Here is a 19,483-nt window from a genome sequence, read left to right as displayed (position 1 = left end):
GGTGCCTCTAATGGTCATGACTAGCTCCAGCCTTTCCTAAATCAGCTTTCAAAAAGAAACTATTTTCAGCAACATAGGCTTGCCCAGGCTTAAGACCTGAGCGAATTTCTAGCCAATCATTATCTTGCTCACCTATTTCAACGATTGCTATTTCATATTGATTACCTTTTTGTACAAAAACAACATCCCAATCACGCCAATGTTGCAGGGCTGTACGCGGTACAGCAACTTTTACTGTTTTTTCTGCAAGTGTAATAGAGGCTTTTACATACATACCAGGTAACCATTGTTGCTTATTATTAGGCAAAATAACTCGAGCAAAGGTCGTTTGACTGTTTTCAATACCAAAGGGGGAAACATAACTAATTTTTGACATTACTCTAGGTATTCCCTCATCTCCTATTACCGTTACTTTCATTCCTTTTTTAACTAAAGCAACGTCTTTACGATAAAGGGTTAAATCAATCCAGACAGTATCTAAATTTGCAATTTCATAGATAGGTTGGTTACCTGTAGCAAGTTCCCCTATGGTGGCTTGTTTGCGAACAACAGTACCAGATATGGGAGAAGCAACGGTATAGTTTTGTAAATTTTCATTACTTTCAATGACAGCTAGCACCTCACCTTGCCTAACACTTTCACCTAAACTTTTAGTCAAGTTTTTAATAATGCCTGCATAACGCGGAATTATTTTGGCTAAGGTGTCACGATTAGGACTAATTTTACCAATTACAGTTAACTTTTTTTCAAGCGTCATACCACCTGCAATTTTTACTTTAATACCTGCAGCGGCTGCAACTTCAGGCTCAATGGTTATTCGCCCTTCATAACTTGAGTAACTCCATGAGTACGTTTTGCTATTGTAATGAAGAATCACGTTAACATCGAATGAATGAGGCTCATTAATCACTTCTACGCTTTGTAGGAATTCACCAATTGGTTTAAAGCTTATAAAGTTTTTTTCACCGCTAAATCGCTTAAGTGTGATTTGTAGGCTTGCATTATTAGGGATAATTAATTTATTGTTCTCATATAAAAAAACACGAAAATGAGGCGGCATGCCTCTTTCAAACATGGTAATTTCTACAGCAATATTATCCTTAGTTAATAATCTACCGCCGTGGGGGCCTTTCGCTCTTGGTTGTTGGTCACTCGTTGCTTGGGTTGCATGATTACCTTCTGAATAAGAAATAGTTGCAAGCAAGAATATTAATATACTCAAAATCACGGTTGCCCATCGACTTATATTCAATAGTTGATAGTTGGTGTATTTTTTATATTTTTTTGTATGATCACGATTCATTTAACATCCTGAGTTTTGCATACGCCTAATAATCCATTAATTTGAATGGCTACTTTATGATTTTCGGCATGTACTTGCTGAAAATGTTTTTCTTCTTCATATAAAACCGTAATGGCATTAGCTAATTCAATATAGGTATAACGACCTTGTTGATATCCTTGACGAGCGAGCGAAACTGCCCTTCTAGCCAGAGGTAGCAGAGATTGCCTCACTTCTTGCAATTCATAATAGCTTTGCTTCCCTTGTAAAAACAAAGCATATAAATTTTGTTTTAATTCCAGACGCAGACCCTGAATCTCATGCCAAATTTGTGTATACCCTGCTTCTTCTGTAGCAATTTTACCTTGATTTTTATCAAAAACAGGTAGCGGTGCTGAAGCAGATATAACAGCTGCATTACTGCCATCATCAGAGAAATGTCTAACACCTAATTGTAGAGTCAGGTTTGGCCAAATATTTTTTTTAACGGAGGTAATTGTTGCGCGCTTAGCTTTCAATCGAAGTAATTTTTCTTTTATACTTGGACTGCAATCTATCCGTTGGGAAATAGGCCCCCAGGTTCCCTGTTGATGTACTAAACCTCGATAAGTTAATTTTTCTTTGGGAGATAGTTGTTTTCCAATTAGACGATCCAGCTTAGTACGAGAAATGACCCTATCCCGATAAGCTCGCTTTTCTTGAATTCTTGCTATTCCTAATCTAATTTGCGCTAACTTTAAATCAAGTTGGGAACCAGCACCTGCAATGACTCGGCGATTTATTTCCGTGACAATTTGCTCATTAAGTCTAGTTAGTTTTTTTGTTATTTGATACCATTGGCTAGCATTTAAAGTATCAATATAAGCTGTACCGACAGCAATATATAAACGTGACTGCTGAACAGCAATAGAGGCAAGACTAGCAATATAATCCGCTAAGGTTGCAAATTGTGCATATTGCAATCGATTCCCTAATGGAATAGGTTGAAATACAGACAAGGTTGTTTCCGCTGATTCAAACCCTTGATAACTACCAGAGCCCCCAATATTTTCCGCTTCTAATAAAACAGTAGGGTTTGGGTATTGTTTGCTTTGAATAAAAAAACCTTTCATAGCACGGGCTTTATCCATTTCGGCTTTTAACTCTGGATTGTTTGCGCAGGCTAAAACTAAGGCTTGTTGAAACGTAAGGATGTGACTTGCCATTGCAAGCTTGGTTACCACTGCCAATTGAAATAAGATAACTAATTTAAATAGGCAATATAAGTAAATCCTTCCTTGCTTAACCAATTGCGCGATTCCTCTGCTAGCAGATCTTATTTTTCATTATTCTATTTAATACCATATTTCGCATTATCGCTATTTTCTTTCCTTGCTTTTAATCTAAAAAGGTTATTTATGATGATGTCTATGATGAATATTAGGAATCCGTTAGTTACTTTTAACAAAACAAAACTCAAGACATAGAACTCAGCTGCACTATTAATTAAGAAAATAATAGAAAAAATATTTTTTATCTCGCTTAATGAATACCGCAAATTCGTTTTGAAATTAGAGATTTTGCAGAGAAAAGATATAAAATGGGATATTCTAAGAAGAAAAGCGATACTTCTGTAGTATCCTGACTGGACTCGATATAGACCATGGAAAAATTTTTTTGGTTTTCTCTTCCTATTACTTTGATGATTGTCTATTTACTTATACGTGCCGCTATCGGACGTCCCGTAAAAAGAAGAGACATCAATATGATCTCGGCAATTTATTTGATTTTTTATTTACTCATAACAGCGGGTCTTGGGTTGTTTTGGGTAGCAAGAATGGATTTGCCTCCCTTTGATTTACACTATTTGTTTGGCTATTGTTTGTTGTTTTTAGTTGCTGTCCATCTTTGGTTTCAGCTACCTATCGTTTCGATGTGGCTTAAAAAAAATAGTCCTTCTATTTTGCTTAACGATACCCATACACAATGGAAGCCGCGAGTCAAAAACCTTTTTTTAATTATCATCACGCTCATCCTTTGTTCTGCAATAGCTATTATAATCTATGAATTCATTACTCCAACAACTAAAACGCTGATTGAAAGTAACCCCAAAATAGCAATCGGTCATCGTATCTGGCTTGTGTCTAAAGAAAAGAAAATAGACTCCACTAGTTATATCCACCATCTGGGAGATATCACTCGTGACAGCGTGTTTCGTCCTAGATTTAATATTATTAAACCTGAAGAATTTAAACATTATCCTGATTATTCAGTTGTTGCTCTACCGACACCTGATACAGGTTCAGGCAGATCGCTTGCTCAGGCATTATCTCAAGAAATAATAAATTCTGTAGCGCCTCTGAATTTACAGAATTTATCTAATATACTTTACTATTCAAGTGGTGTGACAGAAAAGCTAAATTATCCTGGAGTGCAATTATTACTGCGTGCCGCTGCATCCGCAGGTGCCTTATATCCCAATGATTTATATATTGCTGCAATAAAAGTGGAAGGACTTCAACCAGGTATTTATTATTACCATCCAGCCAATCACAGTCTGACTAAGATTAGCAACCAAGAATCACTGCAATCCCTTTCTATGGCAAGTCCTTATCATGACTTACAGAAAAACGCCTCTGCCATTATTATTATCACAGCGAATTTTGACCGTACCATTTGGAAATATCGGGAACGTTCATTCCGGTATATACTGCCAGATGCAGGACACATTTTAGGCAATATCACTGTTGCAGCATCATCAATGCGGTTACCTTTTGTTAGTACAGCTTTTTTTGACGATGAGCAAATGAAAAGTGTTTTGGGATTATCACAACAAGATGAAGGTGTTTTATCAATGGTTGTACTTGGGAAAAATAAGTTAACTGAACTTACAGAAATACCACAATTTACATCAGCAACTCTACCCAAGGAAGTTCAAAATATTGAACAGACTCGTCTTTCCTATCAGCTAACCTCTGTGCAATGGAAACAGGGATTCATGAGAGCTCCCAAAGTTGATATGCAAAAATACCGCAATGAAGTTTTCGCTGCGGATACTCTTATCCAATTACCTTCCGGGTCAATAGTGGAAGATGATATTTTTACCACTATTAAAAATCGCAGATCATTTCGTCAATTTTCCAAGAAAGAGGTTAGTCTTGAAGATTTTGCTGGCATCATTCACCAATCATTCACCCCGCTTAGAAACCCACATATTGTCGAAGATGGTAGAAGAGTTGAAATATTTGTTATTGTCAGCAATGTAAAAGGTTTATCAAAAGGGGTATACCGATATATTCCTGAAAAAGTGGCTTTGGAGAAAATTAGAGAGGGCGATTTCTCAAAAGAAATTTATAAGGCAGGGCTTTCTCAAGAACTACTTGAAAGGGCTGCTTTTGTTATCGCCTGGACCATTGATTTAAATCAGATAGGCCAACTACATGGCGAAAGAGATTACAGATATGCCAACTTAGAATGTGGTTTAGGCGGAGAAACAACTTACCTCGCTGCCCAAGCGCGTGGATTAGGCACTTGCGCGGTAGGTGCATTTTACGATAATGAGGTGCGAAATATACTTAATATTAGTGAAACAGCGAAACATGTCATATTGTTAACTGCGGTGGGAAATAAGTAGTGGCGTCATCTTATGGCTCGTGCCTCCTGAGTCACTCGTAGAAATTTTGGGCTCTATCCTAATTTGGAGAAAACCCTAATTTGCCTTATACGGACAGCCTCTTATTTTTTCATTAAAGTCTGTTGTTTTTCTTCAGCTGCTTCTTTTATTCCCTTATTAATTTTATTAAACGCGTCCTCTATAGGTTTTTTTAAAGTAAAAATTGTACAAGTCTTTTTACAGAATTATATTTCCTATCTTTTAATCTTTTTGATCTCATAGTTAATCTCATTTAATTTTCAATTAATAATAGCAACTGTTTTGAATTTTAATTCAAGACAGTTGCTACACTTTCTAAACCAATAGGCTAAACCATTAATTTATCTTGAGGATGTTAGATTAGATATCTCTTTAAGTGAACGTGCTATTAAGTCATTTGTGATGGGTAGAAAAGCGCGGCTATTTTAGCCAAAGCGTCGAAGGCGCACATGCAGAGGCCATCATCTTTAGCCTCATTGAAACGTGCAAACATCACCAGGTGGAGCCTTATGATTATTTGCGCTAGGCGCTTGATGCATTGTCAAGTTTCCAGGCCCTAGATGATTATGAAAAACTGCTACCCTTTAATATTGATAGACATTTACTAGCGCCAACTATGAGCTGAATTGCAGTAGGTGTGAGATTTAACGGATAAACTCAATCACGAAAAAATCACGAAGTTAAATTCTTAATATTAGTTGTCTTGATTAATATTTTATTCCCATATGAATGGTGGAGCCTCGGGTAACATTTTGGTCAATTAGTGTTTGTGAATCTTGAAGGGTTTTTCCAAAAAAACGCCAAACGTTGCTAGTATTAATGATGGGTATACCTGTTGCTACTTCATACCGTTGTTTTACTTCTTCAACTGTATCGCACCCATAAGCTTCCAAAGGAACTTTATGGCCAGTTAGTGTTGATACAAACAAGTATGGGTTTTCTGTAAAGTAATGCGTTTCTATATTTTCAGCTGCTTTTATGACATCCACAAAATTAGTGGATGGATTTTTAATGTATGCTTTTATGAGTGAAACAAAATAGTTTTTTGCTTTGTTTTTCATTTCATTGGTGATGTTTTTCGATATATAGCTCGGGTCATCATATGCTTTTTCTAAATCGGAATCTTCTAGCTTAAGAAGTGAATATCCGTCACGCAATACTCTTGTGCCTGTAAGGCTTGTACCTACAAGATAAAATAAGGTGTCTTTAACTAACTCGTAATTATTGTTAGAAGCCTCTAATAACTCGATAATTCGAGCATTGATAAATTGTTCTATGTAGGTTTTTATTGTAGTGTCCAATTGGTAATTGCTAAACATATTTCAGCTCCAAATTAATTCATTAAAGTACTCATTGTGCATAATGTACCATAAATGTTCTTTGCAACAGAGAAGCTATTCGTGAATATTTATTTGCGAATTATTGGGCTCTATTCTAAAACTGTCTTCGTAAATGGGAAAGACCCTGTTAACCTCGACAAGGAGACTGTATGGTTATCTATTAACCAAATGGTGCAGTTATTTGGACGTGATAAAAGCTAAAGATGTTGAACATCAGCAATTAAATACCGCCCCTTAATACTATCATAATCTTGAAAGAGTATAATCTTAATTAACTTAGAAGACATAAACTAAACATTTGATATGAGAAGCAATAATTTTGAATTAAAAAAGCAGGATAAGCTAGTGGTTGGATGCGGTACTGCTTGTACAGATAGCATAATCGTTGAAGGAGTATGGTCAAATAAAATAAAACATATAGAAGTTCATCCTCCCTCAGAATTCTTGACTATGGATTTGCCAGGCAGTAAATATAAACCAGACATTGAATGCAATTTAAATGATCCAAAGCTTAATAATTTTTTTCCGAATGTTAGCTTTTCTCAGATTATACTTGAACATTTACCACCGATTGCTATCAACAAACAAGCAATAATTAATTTAAGCTATTTATTAAATGATCAAGGCGTTTGCTTAGCTGTATTATCGAAGTATCTTGGCAGATCAATTGCGCATATAGGTATTGATTTTCATACAGGCTCGCTCAATAAGATAGATAAGCTTACGACAGATTTAAATAGATATCAAAGAGGCGATTATGAATTTTTTCATAATCTACAAATAGCAGGTTTCAAAACCATACTATTTCTTGATGACACTGGTCTTAATTTTGTATTATTCAAAGTAGATGTGATGAAGGCACAAGAAATTTTCGATAACTTAGTAAAAAGTAATGATTATTTTAGTAAAGTTTGTAAAAGAAAAATATTAATAAAGGGCGATAGTAATTGTCCAATATGGGGATCGATAGACAATATTGTTTTAAAATCTAAAATATTTATTTCTAATTTTATTAAAAATAGCTCTCAAGAAATTAAAGATATAATTGAGTTATCTAATCATAATTCAGCAAAAGATATCAATATAATTGATACCATGGGTATTTTAGGTAGTAAAAATCTCTTGGAACCTTCTATATTAAACGAATTTCTTTATAATTATAATACTTCATTTCAATATTTATTATTGTCTAAAAATAACATAGCCTCGCTTTTTAATATTCTCAATCAAATTAATCAAGAAAGAAATTCATTTAGTTATAATTTATTTAGCATAATTAAGATCGCTGGAAATAGCGTTACTGATTTAGAATATGTTTTCGTTACCAATTTAATAAAAAATCTATTATATTTTTCATTAACAACATATGAAGGTATTTTACATGCTAGTTTAGATATTAAAATAAGGAATGAAGATGTGTGCGAATTAATTTATGTAAGATTTCGAAAAGAAATTAGAGATTGCCTCATTAGTATGTTAGGAAATGAAAATAAGCTTCAAATTTTATTAAACGAGATGCTAAGGACCAATATTGCTAACTTCCATTTATAACTAAGTTTGGCTTTACCCTAATTAATGGGGCATTTTAATCATGTTTGCCTAAACCAAGTCCTCTATCTAAAAACCAAGCTAATTTTGTTTTGATTTAAATCAATGAAATAGTTATAAAACTATTTATGTCACATTTATGCCACAAATTAATTGAAAACTAAGTGCTCTAGGTGTCGCTATCAGTATAACTTGTTGATTTTGATAAAGATGACGCGCTCGGAGGAACTCGAACCCCGACAACTTGGTTCGAAGCCTAATGCTTTAGTTTTAAATATTAATAAAATCAAGCCCTTGCGGTGTGACAAGACCTTTTAAACTGCCTAAACGGCGGAGTACTGTCACAGTTCCGCCATGTTTTCGTCACACTCCGCAGTTTCGGCAGAAGAGACTATAGCGGAGTTGAATTGGCTACACCTTTGCATCTTATAAAAGTTGTAAATCACGCTATTTCTATATCAGGTAAACCTTCTTCAAATATGTTTGGGTCAGAGCTTGAATTTTGAATGTCAACAGGTATAAAGATAGTGCAGAACTCAAGCTCTGACCCCACATAAATCGTGACCCCATATAAATTGGATAGCGCGTTACAGGATAATATTTAAGGGTACTACATTAGCTCTACTGAGCAATTGATGATACGCCAAATAATTCCAATATTCCCTGCAAATTTTAATTAATTGATTAATGGGGCGGTAGAGTCAAGCTTGACGCATGAAATACTCCAAGGGAACGCTACCATTCAATTAATCTATTTTAAAGAGCAAAAATTATGTTGGCATTGTTTTTCTACTTCTTCTCTGGCCGCTGCGACTGAGCTCGCAACACTGAGTTTATACCAAGGCTTAACGGGTAAAATTTTATTAACCAATTTCTTCAATGAATCTTTTGAAGTGTTCTCACTGGTAAATTTATTCCCACTTAATCTCTGCTTAGTGATATGGTTAAACTCGCCCATAATTTGTCGTGCAAACGTGAAATCATGGCGTTTTTCTTCACTTGCTGTTGCTATTTTTTCACGTAGCGCATATAGAGTTTTAGGATGTTTTAGTTGTTCAGGCGTAAAAGTTGTTTCTCCTAGTGTCTCTTGTATTGCCTGTTTTTCTATTGGAGAGGCTTTTAGAGCTCTACGTTCCAACATAGAAATCATATCCTTAAGTAACGTATCTACATTTTTAACAACTTGAGAAACAGAAGGAATTTTTAAGATTTCTTGGTCATAAATTGCTAATATTTCATCAAACTCTTCGGGACTTAGTCTTCTACTGGGGGTTTGCTTTGTCATTCTTTGTAGAAGATCTGCCAATATCTTTACTTGCTTGGAAGACAATTTTGGGCAGGCTTTAGCCAGATCTTTCTCCATGTTTCCATTAGGAACCAGTCTTCTTATTTCTTTTCCATTTAATGCTAAAGTATCTTCATGCACTTGACCTAAACCTTCTGCGGCCGTAATTCCTACTGAATAGATATCACCTTTTTGTGAAATGTCGGCTCCGGAAAATAACTCAGCGGCTGAATAGCGTGGTGTACCTCGAGCTTCTTTGTTTTCATCGTCTTGAAAAGTTGCAAATCCATAGTCAACAATTTTTACGGTTAAGTCTTCATTGACTATAAAATTGGCTGGTTTGAAATCGGCATGAATGATACCTAATTTATGTATCCGACGCATCTCACCAAGCATACCTCGCATAATGATGAGAAATTCTTCAGGGCTATATTTGCCAGCTCGAATGAGCTCCTGTAAATCCATACCCGGACAAAATTCACTAACCATATAAGCATCTATGCGTTTTTTCTTAATATTTGGGAAAAACAATAGAGCCTGGGTAAAATTATCTGCATGAGCCCCCACTCTCGCTTCTTTTTCTAAAGCTTCTATATTTTGAATAAATTCATCGCTGCCACTAATTTCGAGTTTAACTTTTTTGACAGCTCTTACGGTTCCGGTTTGAGCGTTGATTGCTTTAGAGACTTTTCCGAAAGCACCGCGACCTAAGGTCTGCATCAACTCATAAGAATTCTTTATACCCTCGGAATTTTCTATACTTATTTGAGTATTGGAGGTAGGATCAGCCTTGTCACGTGCAAGTTTTTCTCCTTTCGATATTACTGGAGTGGTTTTATGTGAAGATGGCATAATTTTACCTTTTGGTTAAATATTTATCATTCTGACCGATATTATACCAACTGAACCTTAATGTTTTATTAAGAATTAGCAAGCGTAGGTTGAGCCACTCGGCCCAACATCTACTCCCAATTCATACTTTCTGCCGCTTTGGGCCTCTCATCACTACTCCAGATTCTTGGTAGATCCCATCTTTTAATGAATTGATGCAAACTGGAATATTGCCAGTCCATCGCATTGCTAACATAACCATGCTTGACCGGATTGTAATGAATGTAATTAACATGATGGATATAATCCTGCTCATTTCTAATCAGGTGTTCCCAAGATCTTCTTTGCCATATCCCTCGTTCGTTTTTAATTTTGCGGCTTCGACTTAAAATATCTTTGTGGCAGAAGGACTTTTCATTAATTCCTTAATGCTTTTTTCAGGATTTGGAGGAGATAGTGGTATTTTCATTTTACTTTAAGTTAAATACTAATTTAGTAAATATTAGTAGATTATTAGTATTTAAAAAGGGGCATACAAAGCTCAACCTACTAAAGCGCTTGGCTTTTTAAGTAAGTTTAGTCACAATAGCTTGGTTTCTCTGAAACAGGTTTTACTTAACTTATTGATTATAAATGATAAATGGCACGCCCGGAGGGACTCGAACCCCGACACCTTGATTCGAAGCCTTATCTCTAGTTTCAAATATCAAAAAATCAATACCTTGCGATGCGTCAAAACTTTCAAAAACTGCCTATTACAGCCTAAAACGGTGTAGTGCAGTCACAGTTACGTCACGTTTATGCCACATTATTTTTGTGCAGACTTTACCAATCACAATAGAATCCTATTCAAAGACAGAGATTTCTTTCTTTAGCTCCTTGAGTTGACCTTTGCCTGGATTTTTCATCGAGCCTTATTTATATTTTATCAAAAATATCCAGTCCCAGTTTAAACCTAATTACTTTTTTTAAAGATGATACGTAAGCGTAAACACTTATTTTCCTGAACTCATTTGCTCTACACAGATCGATGAAAGAATTCTAGGGTGTCACATGTATGATTCATCATGTTGCAATATATTAGGTAAGCGAAATTTAATGATAAATTTGAAATTTCATACCTGAACCTGGTTTTATTAGCACGCTAGCCTGGTTGGCGCGCTTGCAACAACAGGGTTTTCTTTTATGTATTTTCTATTCAATTTGCTAAAGAGAATTTCTTTGAAGATGATGCATTTAGGTTTTACATCCCCGGTTGGCCGCTTTGCATCAACCAGGCTGCGCTGGCTACATTGCTTACTGCTATCAAATCTAACCAAATGACTCCTTATTACACAATTTGTAAATTTTTTAAGTTTTTTAAAAGAGACTATAATAAAAGCAAAATGATTAAGGAAAAAAGCATGAAAAAAGGAATTATATGCGGCGGTTTGGTAAGTTTATTTTGTACATGTTCCACCGTAAATGCATTCGCAATGCAAAATCCTAAATTATTAACCAACCAAAATTATATCGAAAATATAAAACTGCAAGATCAATTAGACTTAAAAGCAGTGTCAAATGTTTTTTCATTTGTATTTAATAGCTTACCTGATCGGGTAATCGTCTATCCCACTGAAAATTATTACTATTTTTCTTTTTATCATAATGGGGTCGAATTTTCAGGGAATATTCGTCTTGATGCATTGGACCGGGATAAAGGCATAGTGCACTTTGCTTATTTTTCTACTTTTAATCGCTGGACTGACGAGCTTGTTAATCAGTATAAACCTTTTACCGCCCGAGATGGTGTGGAAGTCGTTAAATTAGGGCCCCTTGAATATAAAATATCATATGGAAAAAAATCGGTTATTTTTGAATTAAATGATCTTTCCAAAGTTAGGCCTCCCGCCAATAAAATTAGACCCGACGAAGAGTATATTGGACCTGTGTATGATGAATCAGGAATTCAATTTTATTTGGTTTATAACTCCAAAATTAAACGCTTTCACTATGTACTTAATGAAAGTGAAACCGTTCCTGATACTTTCACACATTCAAAAGAAAACAAGGGTATTTTGATTGGCACCCGTACAGGGTTTTCTTTTTATCGAGATGATCATCAAAACCGTTTAATTTTAATTGGAGTTTACGCGGGCAATTCAATGGTGAATAACTATTTCGATGGACCATTTGATCAATTGCCTGACAATTTTATTCGAGGGGATCACTTAAGAGAGGCCTTTATTGATCAGAATCCCGAGTTAAAAGGAAAAATTGATCGTTATGGAAACACCGATAATGGTTCAAGCCGTGTAGTAATCACGCCCTATATTCATTACTTGTATGAGTCTCAACTTTATGCTTACAGCGATTGTACAAAAAAAGCAAAAGACCTTAATGCATACTATACATGTTTTGACAATCTTGAGGATGAAAATTCAAAAAGTGAGGATAATTAAATGAGAACTTTAAAACCAGTAAAATATTTTGTTGTCAGTCTTTTCCTTTCACCCATTTGTTTGAGCGCCGAGGTTATTCAGTCGGGTGAAGCTTATGAGACTCGTTTCTCGAGTGTCCTTCAACAGGGAGGCCAGGGCAAAGAACAAGCAACAAAAAGTCAAATTGATCCTATTGGTATCGTGGATAATTCGGAATACCATTGGAAATCAGGTTCGCATGATAAACATGCATCGCACTTAAAGTATGGTTCACATGATAAGGATGAGTCTCATTACAAGAAAGGTTCCCATAATAAATCGGAATCGCATTGGAAATCAGGATCGCATGATAAACATGCATCGCACTTAAAGTATGGTTCGCATCATAAGGATGAGTCTCATTACAAGAAAGGTTCCCATAATAAATCGAAATCACATTGGAAAGTAGGATCGCATGATAAACATGCATCGCACTTAAAATATGGTTCGCATCATAAGGATGAATCTCATTACAAAAAAGGTTCCCATAATAAATCCAAATCGCATTGGAAATCAGGCTCGCATGATAAACATGCATCACACTTAAAATATGGTTCGCATCATAAGGATGAGTCTCATTACAAGAAGGGTTCCCATAATAAATCGGAATCGCATTGGAAATCAGGATCGCATGATAAACATGCATCACATTTAAAATATGGTTCGCATCATAAGGATGAGTCTCATTACAAGAAAGGTTCCCATAATAAATCGAAATCGCATTGGAAATTTGGCTCGCATGATAAACATGCATCGCACTTAAAGTATGGTTCGCATCATAAGGATGAGTCTCATTACAAGAAAGGTTCCCATAATAAATCGGAATCGCATTGGAAATCAGGATCGCATGATAAACATGCATCTCATTTAAAGGGGGATCCCATAACAGATTAGCAAGCGTAGCAACTGTCTTGAATTAAAATTCAAGACAGCAGTTTTGGTTCAAAAAACCAAGGTTGTTTTTTCTTAATGATGGCATTCATAATGATTAATAATTTTCTCATACAAGCAATGAGCGCAGTCATTTTAGACTTACCAGCCAGACATAATCGTTGGTAGAAGGCGTGTATTTGTGGGTTATGCTTTATGGCAACAAGCGAAGGCATGTAAAGAGCGGTTCTAATAGAAGCTCTGCCACCCCAGATAGTTCGTTTACCCTTTAAGGTATTATGAAATACAGTCAAAGACCATGAAAAGCTACGTCCATTCTGAGGTAACAACCTTCTTCCCAAATATACTAAGTTGTCTTTCTTTGTCATAAATTGTCTGTAGATGGTGCCTTTTTGGTGCCGCTAATTTTCTATTTAAGGCAAACATATCTTAAGCTCTTTCGCCTATATCTTCTTACTAAGGTGAGCTGACCACCTAACCGCAGGATGGCTTTTAATATTATCAATCAATAAAAAATCATCGCAAATCAGCTCAGGCTTAATATTACCATTGTCTAATAATTCATTTAAAAAAGCTTGCTCATTATCTTTAAGTGGTAAAAAATACTTAAATGCCTCCTGGCATTCTTGAACCAACTGCTTAGCCCAGCTTGGAGTACTATTCATAGATGCAAGTTCGCTTTTCCGAAGTAGAGGAAGCAGTCTATTTTTTAAGTCGTTTAAATCAACTGATATCACTTGCGGGATTAACTGCCTTAGATCCACCTTTCTATTGATCGCAGAGTAGACAATCAGAGCAAGGCGTAACTTTGATATGTTAAGAGTTGTCTCGGTTAATAAATGATATGCATCAAACAAATCGCGACCAGTTTTCCTATCGATCAACGCCACTAATTTTCCTGCTGATAATTCATGTGGATCTAAAATAGGAATATTATGTATTTGTTTACTGCCAACAGCGCAACTAGATTTAAGTTCAATCGGCCAAAGAGGAATACGATACATAAAATTGAGATCGATTTCTAGATTTCCCATTTGTCCTAATGCACTTGGATAACGCCAAACCATCTTGCCACCAGCATGACGATTAGGGTTTCGATCTAATATTAAACTATGTCTTTCACAAATCGCAGAAATAGTCTTTTGCAATATTGGGCGCTCCGTTAACATTGTTTCACGATCAATACTTCCAATGTAATTTAAATCTATATCTACAGATAGGCGAGGTAGGTTAAAAAAGAATAGATTTAATGCAGTTCCACCTTTTAAAACGATTTTATCTTTTAGCTGAGGAAATGAAGCGAAATCGGCTAATAGATCCATTAGCATGTGTACTTTTTCCAAATGCTCCATTTTAAACCCTGTTATTGCAGCTTCCTGCTGTAATTTTTCTTTAGAAATCTTCATTAGGTTCTTCCCATGAGCGCTCAAGAATGTAGTTTGGAACTATAAGATTCCACCGTTGTAACCATTTTCCTGATTCACGCTTACTTCGTTCGAGGTAGTGCGCCCCTGTTGGTTTTTTTGATTGGAGATATCTTAAGGTGGATTCATCAACACCCAATTGCTGTTTAAACTGCTCAAGAAAAAAACCAAGTTTAGCGCTTGTTGTTGCATTGTTTAATAAATCGTTATACTGAATGACCGTATCCAAATTTAATATCGGAATATGTTCTGCAGTTCGCCATATTTCTTCCCATCCTCCGCCATAATTTGGACGATCAAGCACATCAACAACTGTTCTCTCTAAACTCGTAACTTGTATGCTTAAGCCTTGCCGCTCTTCAAAAGCAACTCCAAACCTTTCAGCTTTTTGCTCAACTAAGCCTTTAGGAAATGGTAAACAAATAAATTTTGATTCGTTAAATTCAAAAGGATGAATAGGTTTTTCTAACATATAAATGTACTGATAATGTACTGAATAAGAAACACCATGAAAATCAAAAGCGGAATGATAAGCAATTACTGTATCTGGAACAATCCGGCCAGTAATTAAAAAGGGATCTACTGGGAAATTTTCCTTGGCCTTACGAAAAGCTGAAGGGATAGTTGCAAAAAAACCTCGCCTTATTCTTGTGATATGATGTTTCTTTAGATGATATGCTAATAATTCTCTTTGAGTATTAGGATTAGTAGTCCCTTGAGTCAATAAAAATTGTCGATATTCATTTTGGGTGAATACTGGGTATTGTTGAAAAAAATCTGTGATACTCATATTATTTTGACATTTACTTTCAATAATACTAATAAAATTAGTATCATTATTTATATTTGTCAAATAGTATTTGACAGATAGTTTAGTTAAAACTAATTTTATTAGTATTTTTCTATATTAATGTCAAATTCCTGTCCCTTCTTAATGATTCAGTTATAAATTTTTCGCTCATTCTTAAACCAATCATTGGATTTGAAAATTATTTTGTTAATTTTTAGTACATATAGAAATTGAATAAATTTAAATTATTTCTAACATGGTCGATAGTTAAATGAAAGTTGATTCTATGTGGATCTAATGAGTATATTAAAAATTGTTTGCCATAATAAAAATACTATTAAAATTGGTCGGGAATTAGGATGGCTTCCTGGAGCAAGATATACGAATCTCCGAGATATTAGAGATTTTGATAAAGTAGGCCTAATTGATATTGATTGGAAAAATTATGATTTTCAAAAGCATTTAAGGGCAGTACAAGAGTTTCAACCTATCCTTACCATAGCAAAGGATATAGAGTGTATCGATGAATTAAATCAGATATTGAAACAAGCGGAAGTTTTACAAAAATATTGCACATATGTAGTAATAGTCCCAAAAGATATTCGATTAATTCAAATGACTGTTCAAATCCTACAACATTTCTTATTTGGCTATAGTGTTCCAACTAGACATGGAAAAACTACTTTACCATTGTCATTTTTTGACAGGCCTGTTCATTTTTTAGGTGGTCATCCTCAATTACAAAGAGAAATTGCTACATCAGTCGATGTGTTTTCGATGGACTGTAATCGCTTTACTTTAGATGCAAAACTTGGAGATTTTTTTAATGGTAATAAATTTATTCCTCACCCCGAAGGTTATCAAAGGTGCATTAGGGATTCTATACATAACATCAATCGTATTTGGTCTGATTATAAACTTGAGAGAAAACTATGAATTCGAGAAACGAATTTTTAATTAATATGTACAATCAAATGTTTAATGATATTGATAGGCACATTACCCTTACTTGGCAACCTCTCATAACAATTCTATCAGCTATTTCTATAATTTTTTTACAAGAAAAGCTAATAATCCCTTCATTTTTAGCTGTATCATTTTTAATTATAATACTTACTTGGTTTATTGCGCATATATTAGATGCCGGAAGTTGGTATAACAGAAACTTAGTAATTATTTCTAATATTGAAAGACAACTTTTAGATGAAAAAGATAAAAGGCTCATTCATTGTTATATTGGTAATCACAGGAAGAGTAAATTAATTTCTCATTTACGAATTAATGCTTATTTCGGATGGACACTTTATTTATTAGTCTGTGGATATTATTTTTTATGGAAATTTTTACCTTTAGTATCTGCATATTATTTCTATCAAAAAACTATCTTAACTAGTGACTATTTATTGGATTTATTACCATTAGTTATTCTAATTTTATCTTTAGGGGCGTTATATCGTTTTAAAAATAAAGAAGATAAGAAATATGAAGAATTCAAAGAAAAGTCTCCTGGAAAAAAATTAAAGGAGAAAAATTTGAGCATGGTCATGCCCAAAACTAATTCAAATAAATAAGCTGAAAAAAGTTTAAAACTTTTTTGTTGCTTCTCAAAAGACTAGCTATAGATAGCCAACTCGCCCTTCAATAATAAAACTATACTTTCTATCTCCTAAATGAATTAAGAAAAATATTTGCCTCTAGTCTCTATTAGTCCTACTTCTTTAAGATTTCCCCAATTTATATTATGAGCTTCCCAATCGTAGGTACTGATAAAGAGTTTCTCTACTAATACCTAGTTCCCGAGCAAGAGCTACTTTTTTCTCCCTTGCGTTGATCCTTTCTTTGAGACTAAGGGCTTGCTCAGCTGTAAGAACTTTTTTCCGACCGGCGTAAGCGCCACGCTTTTTAGCCAATTCAATGCCCTCACGCTGTCTTTCCTTAATCAACGCCCTTTCAAATTCTGCAAAAGCACCCATTACGGAAAGTAAAAGAATCTCCCTTGGAGAATTATCGCTACTAAAAGTTAATTTTTCTTTAATGAATTCAACCTTAACTTCATTCTTTGTAAACCAGGGGCTTTTCATGACTAGAAATAAACCAATCATTGAAACTCCTTTTTTAGCTAACAGGGGCATAAGAGTCTTAAATTTAATTAGTGAAACGTGTTTACCCTAAATGACTAATAATTTAACTTTCTCAGGACGTAGGCCAACCCAAATGTTGATTTCGGCATATTCAAAGCTATTGATTACAAAAGATTATAAGGCAAGCAGAGCTATAAATAATCCAGATCCCATGCGACACGTTTAAGCCGAGATCGTACACTGCGTTTCTTACCCTCAGGCTGTTTTATTTTTACCAAGTTTAGCAATAGCCGTTTAGTTCTTGCAAAGTTCTCAGCAGCTACACCATCATATTTTTTATCTTTATCATCATTAAGATGGACATCTAATTGCCAGTGATATTCATTTTCAATCGACCAATGTTCGCGTATATAGCGGCTTAGATTAGGGTTATCTGTATCATGGCTTGTAACGTAATAACGCCATTGTGCAATGATTTCATGGGTATTTTTGATAGAGGTTATGGTTTCAGTGGCAATAATGGTTTTTATGCCAGTTAAAGCAAAATGCTTTGCTTCTTGCGGTAAAGGATAAGCAAAATAACGCCTTCGCACTAACCGGCCATGACTTTCATCAAAGGCGTCAGCAATTAAGTTGCAGGACCTTTCTCCATGTTGTTTTGAATAATCATGAACCGCTTGATATAAAGAAGGCTGATTTTTCTTCAAACCAATAACAAAATCACCACCTTTTTCAATTATCTTTTTTAAGATTTCTTCCTGACAACCTATCGCATCTATTGATATCGTGCAACCTTCTACTGTCAGTAAATCAAGGAGCAGTGGAATCGCTTTTATTTCATTTGATTTACTGTCTGTTCTGATATCTGCAAGGGATATTTTATTTGAAAAACTCCAAGCGCTTACCAGTTGGATAGCACCTACTTCCTTGGATGAACAACGAGTTCCCCTTAATGTTTTACCATCAATAGGTATTTGATCTTCCGGTGCTCTTTCTTTAATGACTATTCCTAATGTACCTTCAATCAAACAGCGCCAGGAATTGGGTTCAATCACTGAGAATACACGTCGGAAGGTGCTGTAACATGGTATCCCTGGCGACATATCTATATATTTTGACAACCAATCTTTTCGTGATTCAGCGAATACAACCATATCATCCCAACTTTCTGCCCCACAAAATATAGCGCATATAGACATGAATAAAAGAGAGGATAATGGATAAATGATTTTCTCTTGTTCTCTTAGATCTTCAACAGTGGATAAAAAGGCCAGGATTTCGGACATCCGTTTCTTTCGTTAGTTCAATTAATGAAGGTTAATTATACTGAATAGCTGACTAATTTCTAGTCATGAAAAGACCCTGGCTTAGTTATAAACATAGTATGATCTTCCAATTAAGATTTAAACTGCCTTAGAGGTTTTTAGCTAAAAAGTCTTGTGTTTCTTCATTTGGAATAGATGGAGTAATTCGCTTACCACCTGACCATCTTTGATCTGCCCAAGCCCATAAGGCAACACCTACAAAATTAGGATCTAGCTTCACTTTATATTGCTTAAATACCTCATAGGAGGCTTTAACATAATCTATCTGCGCATATCCTGTACTTCTTCCTCCTTTGCTCTCGAATTCGTGAGCAGAGGCAGATGCAGGGATAGCGAGTTGGTATTTAAAATTATATTGTTTCGCTTTAGTCATCATTTTTCTAACTTCACTGGTAATATATCGACGATACTCTTCAGGTGGAGTGCCAGCGCTACCGGGGTTAGAGCCAAGGTCATAGAGTGAATCAATCACATAACCATTATTATAAGTAGTTAAGATTTTAATTACGGTGTTATTCACCTTACCTGAGGTAGTAAAAATAGAGAACGTTCGTCCTTGTGGATGTTTAGCGTCTTTGCACATGTCACTTGCAAAG

General features: G+C 35.1%; 15 protein-coding genes and 2 pseudogenes. 6 read left to right on the top strand and 11 right to left on the bottom strand.

The annotated features are described in order from the left end of the window. Positions 1-7 precede the first annotated feature (7 nt). The gene (locus ACQUW5_RS14220) at positions 8-1,303 is read right to left on the bottom strand and encodes an efflux RND transporter periplasmic adaptor subunit (protein ID WP_444991933.1); all 1,296 of its coding nucleotides are present in this window, start codon (positions 1,301-1,303) and stop codon (positions 8-10) included. Then, positions 1,300-2,487 (bottom strand): TolC family protein, encoded by a 1,188-nt coding sequence (locus tag ACQUW5_RS14215; RefSeq protein WP_444991962.1) that lies wholly within the window; start codon positions 2,485-2,487, stop codon positions 1,300-1,302. The genes ACQUW5_RS14220 and ACQUW5_RS14215 overlap by 4 nt, the downstream gene beginning before the upstream one ends. Before the next feature lie 539 nt (positions 2,488-3,026). Here ACQUW5_RS14215 and ACQUW5_RS14210 point away from each other — a divergent pair. After that, positions 3,027-4,895: a SagB/ThcOx family dehydrogenase gene (locus ACQUW5_RS14210; protein ID WP_444991932.1), complete on the top strand. Its 1,869-nt coding sequence runs from the start codon at positions 3,027-3,029 to the stop codon at positions 4,893-4,895. Positions 4,896-5,620: 725 nt separating this feature from the next. Here the strand turns inward: ACQUW5_RS14210 and ACQUW5_RS14205 are convergent. After that, positions 5,621-6,214 carry a ubiquitin family protein gene (locus ACQUW5_RS14205; RefSeq protein ID WP_444991931.1) on the bottom strand — a complete coding sequence of 198 codons (594 nt, stop codon included), beginning with the start codon at positions 6,212-6,214 and terminating at the stop codon, positions 5,621-5,623. A 342-nt stretch (positions 6,215-6,556) separates the two neighbouring features. On the opposite strand from ACQUW5_RS14205, the gene ACQUW5_RS14200 reads away from it, so the two are divergent. After that, entirely contained in the window at positions 6,557-7,804 is a 1,248-nt protein-coding gene (locus tag ACQUW5_RS14200; RefSeq protein WP_444991930.1) for a hypothetical protein, read from the top strand. Between the two features lie 748 nt (positions 7,805-8,552). Here the strand turns inward: ACQUW5_RS14200 and ACQUW5_RS14195 are convergent. Together ACQUW5_RS14195 and ACQUW5_RS14190 are read right to left on the bottom strand one after the other, a co-directional pair. Next, a complete protein-coding gene (locus tag ACQUW5_RS14195) occupies positions 8,553-9,938 on the bottom strand; it encodes a serine/threonine-protein kinase (RefSeq protein ID WP_444991929.1) in 1,386 nt (461 codons plus the stop codon). Between the two features lie 110 nt (positions 9,939-10,048). Further along, a pseudogene (locus ACQUW5_RS14190) lies at positions 10,049-10,294 on the bottom strand (transposase); the annotation flags it as partial. A gap of 1,098 nt (positions 10,295-11,392) precedes the next feature. On the opposite strand from ACQUW5_RS14190, the gene ACQUW5_RS14185 reads away from it, so the two are divergent. Then, positions 11,393-12,358 carry a hypothetical protein gene (locus ACQUW5_RS14185; protein WP_444991928.1) on the top strand — a complete coding sequence of 322 codons (966 nt, stop codon included), beginning with the start codon at positions 11,393-11,395 and terminating at the stop codon, positions 12,356-12,358. Continuing rightward, a complete protein-coding gene (locus ACQUW5_RS14180; RefSeq protein ID WP_444991927.1) occupies positions 12,359-13,270 on the top strand; it encodes a hypothetical protein in 912 nt (303 codons plus the stop codon). Positions 13,271-13,299: 29 nt separating this feature from the next. Here the strand turns inward: ACQUW5_RS14180 and ACQUW5_RS14175 are convergent. From ACQUW5_RS14175 to ACQUW5_RS14165, 3 genes and pseudogenes are all read right to left on the bottom strand, one after another. Then, a pseudogene (locus tag ACQUW5_RS14175) lies at positions 13,300-13,536 on the bottom strand (transposase); the annotation flags it as partial. 174 nt (positions 13,537-13,710) lie between these two features. Further along, a complete protein-coding gene (locus ACQUW5_RS14170) occupies positions 13,711-14,673 on the bottom strand; it encodes a nucleotidyl transferase AbiEii/AbiGii toxin family protein (RefSeq protein ID WP_444991926.1) in 963 nt (320 codons plus the stop codon). Beyond that, a complete protein-coding gene (locus ACQUW5_RS14165; RefSeq protein WP_444991925.1) occupies positions 14,660-15,481 on the bottom strand; it encodes a type IV toxin-antitoxin system AbiEi family antitoxin domain-containing protein in 822 nt (273 codons plus the stop codon). The genes ACQUW5_RS14170 and ACQUW5_RS14165 overlap by 14 nt, the downstream gene beginning before the upstream one ends. 297 nt (positions 15,482-15,778) lie before the next feature. Here ACQUW5_RS14165 and ACQUW5_RS14160 point away from each other — a divergent pair, with 297 nt between their 5' ends. Both ACQUW5_RS14160 and ACQUW5_RS14155 read left to right on the top strand, forming a co-directional pair. Beyond that, the gene (locus tag ACQUW5_RS14160) at positions 15,779-16,417 is read left to right on the top strand and encodes a DUF6610 family protein (RefSeq protein ID WP_444991924.1); all 639 of its coding nucleotides are present in this window, start codon (positions 15,779-15,781) and stop codon (positions 16,415-16,417) included. Continuing rightward, a complete protein-coding gene (locus ACQUW5_RS14155) occupies positions 16,414-17,052 on the top strand; it encodes a hypothetical protein (protein ID WP_444991923.1) in 639 nt (212 codons plus the stop codon). The genes ACQUW5_RS14160 and ACQUW5_RS14155 overlap by 4 nt, the downstream gene beginning before the upstream one ends. Before the next feature lie 168 nt (positions 17,053-17,220). Here ACQUW5_RS14155 and ACQUW5_RS14150 read toward each other — a convergent pair whose 3' ends face one another. The 3 genes from ACQUW5_RS14150 to ACQUW5_RS14140 form a co-directional block, all read right to left on the bottom strand. Further along, entirely contained in the window at positions 17,221-17,583 is a 363-nt protein-coding gene (locus tag ACQUW5_RS14150) for a recombinase family protein (RefSeq protein ID WP_444991922.1), read from the bottom strand. Between the two features lie 170 nt (positions 17,584-17,753). Next, complete coding sequence (locus tag ACQUW5_RS14145) at positions 17,754-18,848, bottom strand: ISAs1 family transposase (protein ID WP_444991921.1); 1,095 nt, start codon at positions 18,846-18,848, stop codon at positions 17,754-17,756. A gap of 127 nt (positions 18,849-18,975) precedes the next feature. Then, a partial coding sequence (locus ACQUW5_RS14140) for a hypothetical protein (RefSeq protein WP_444991920.1) occupies positions 18,976-19,483 on the bottom strand: 508 nt, incomplete at its 5' end.

It is taken from the genome of Legionella pelazae (assembly GCF_052527395.1).
Note: the sequence above shows the minus strand (reverse complement) of the source record. Positions and strands in the feature narration are given on the sequence as shown.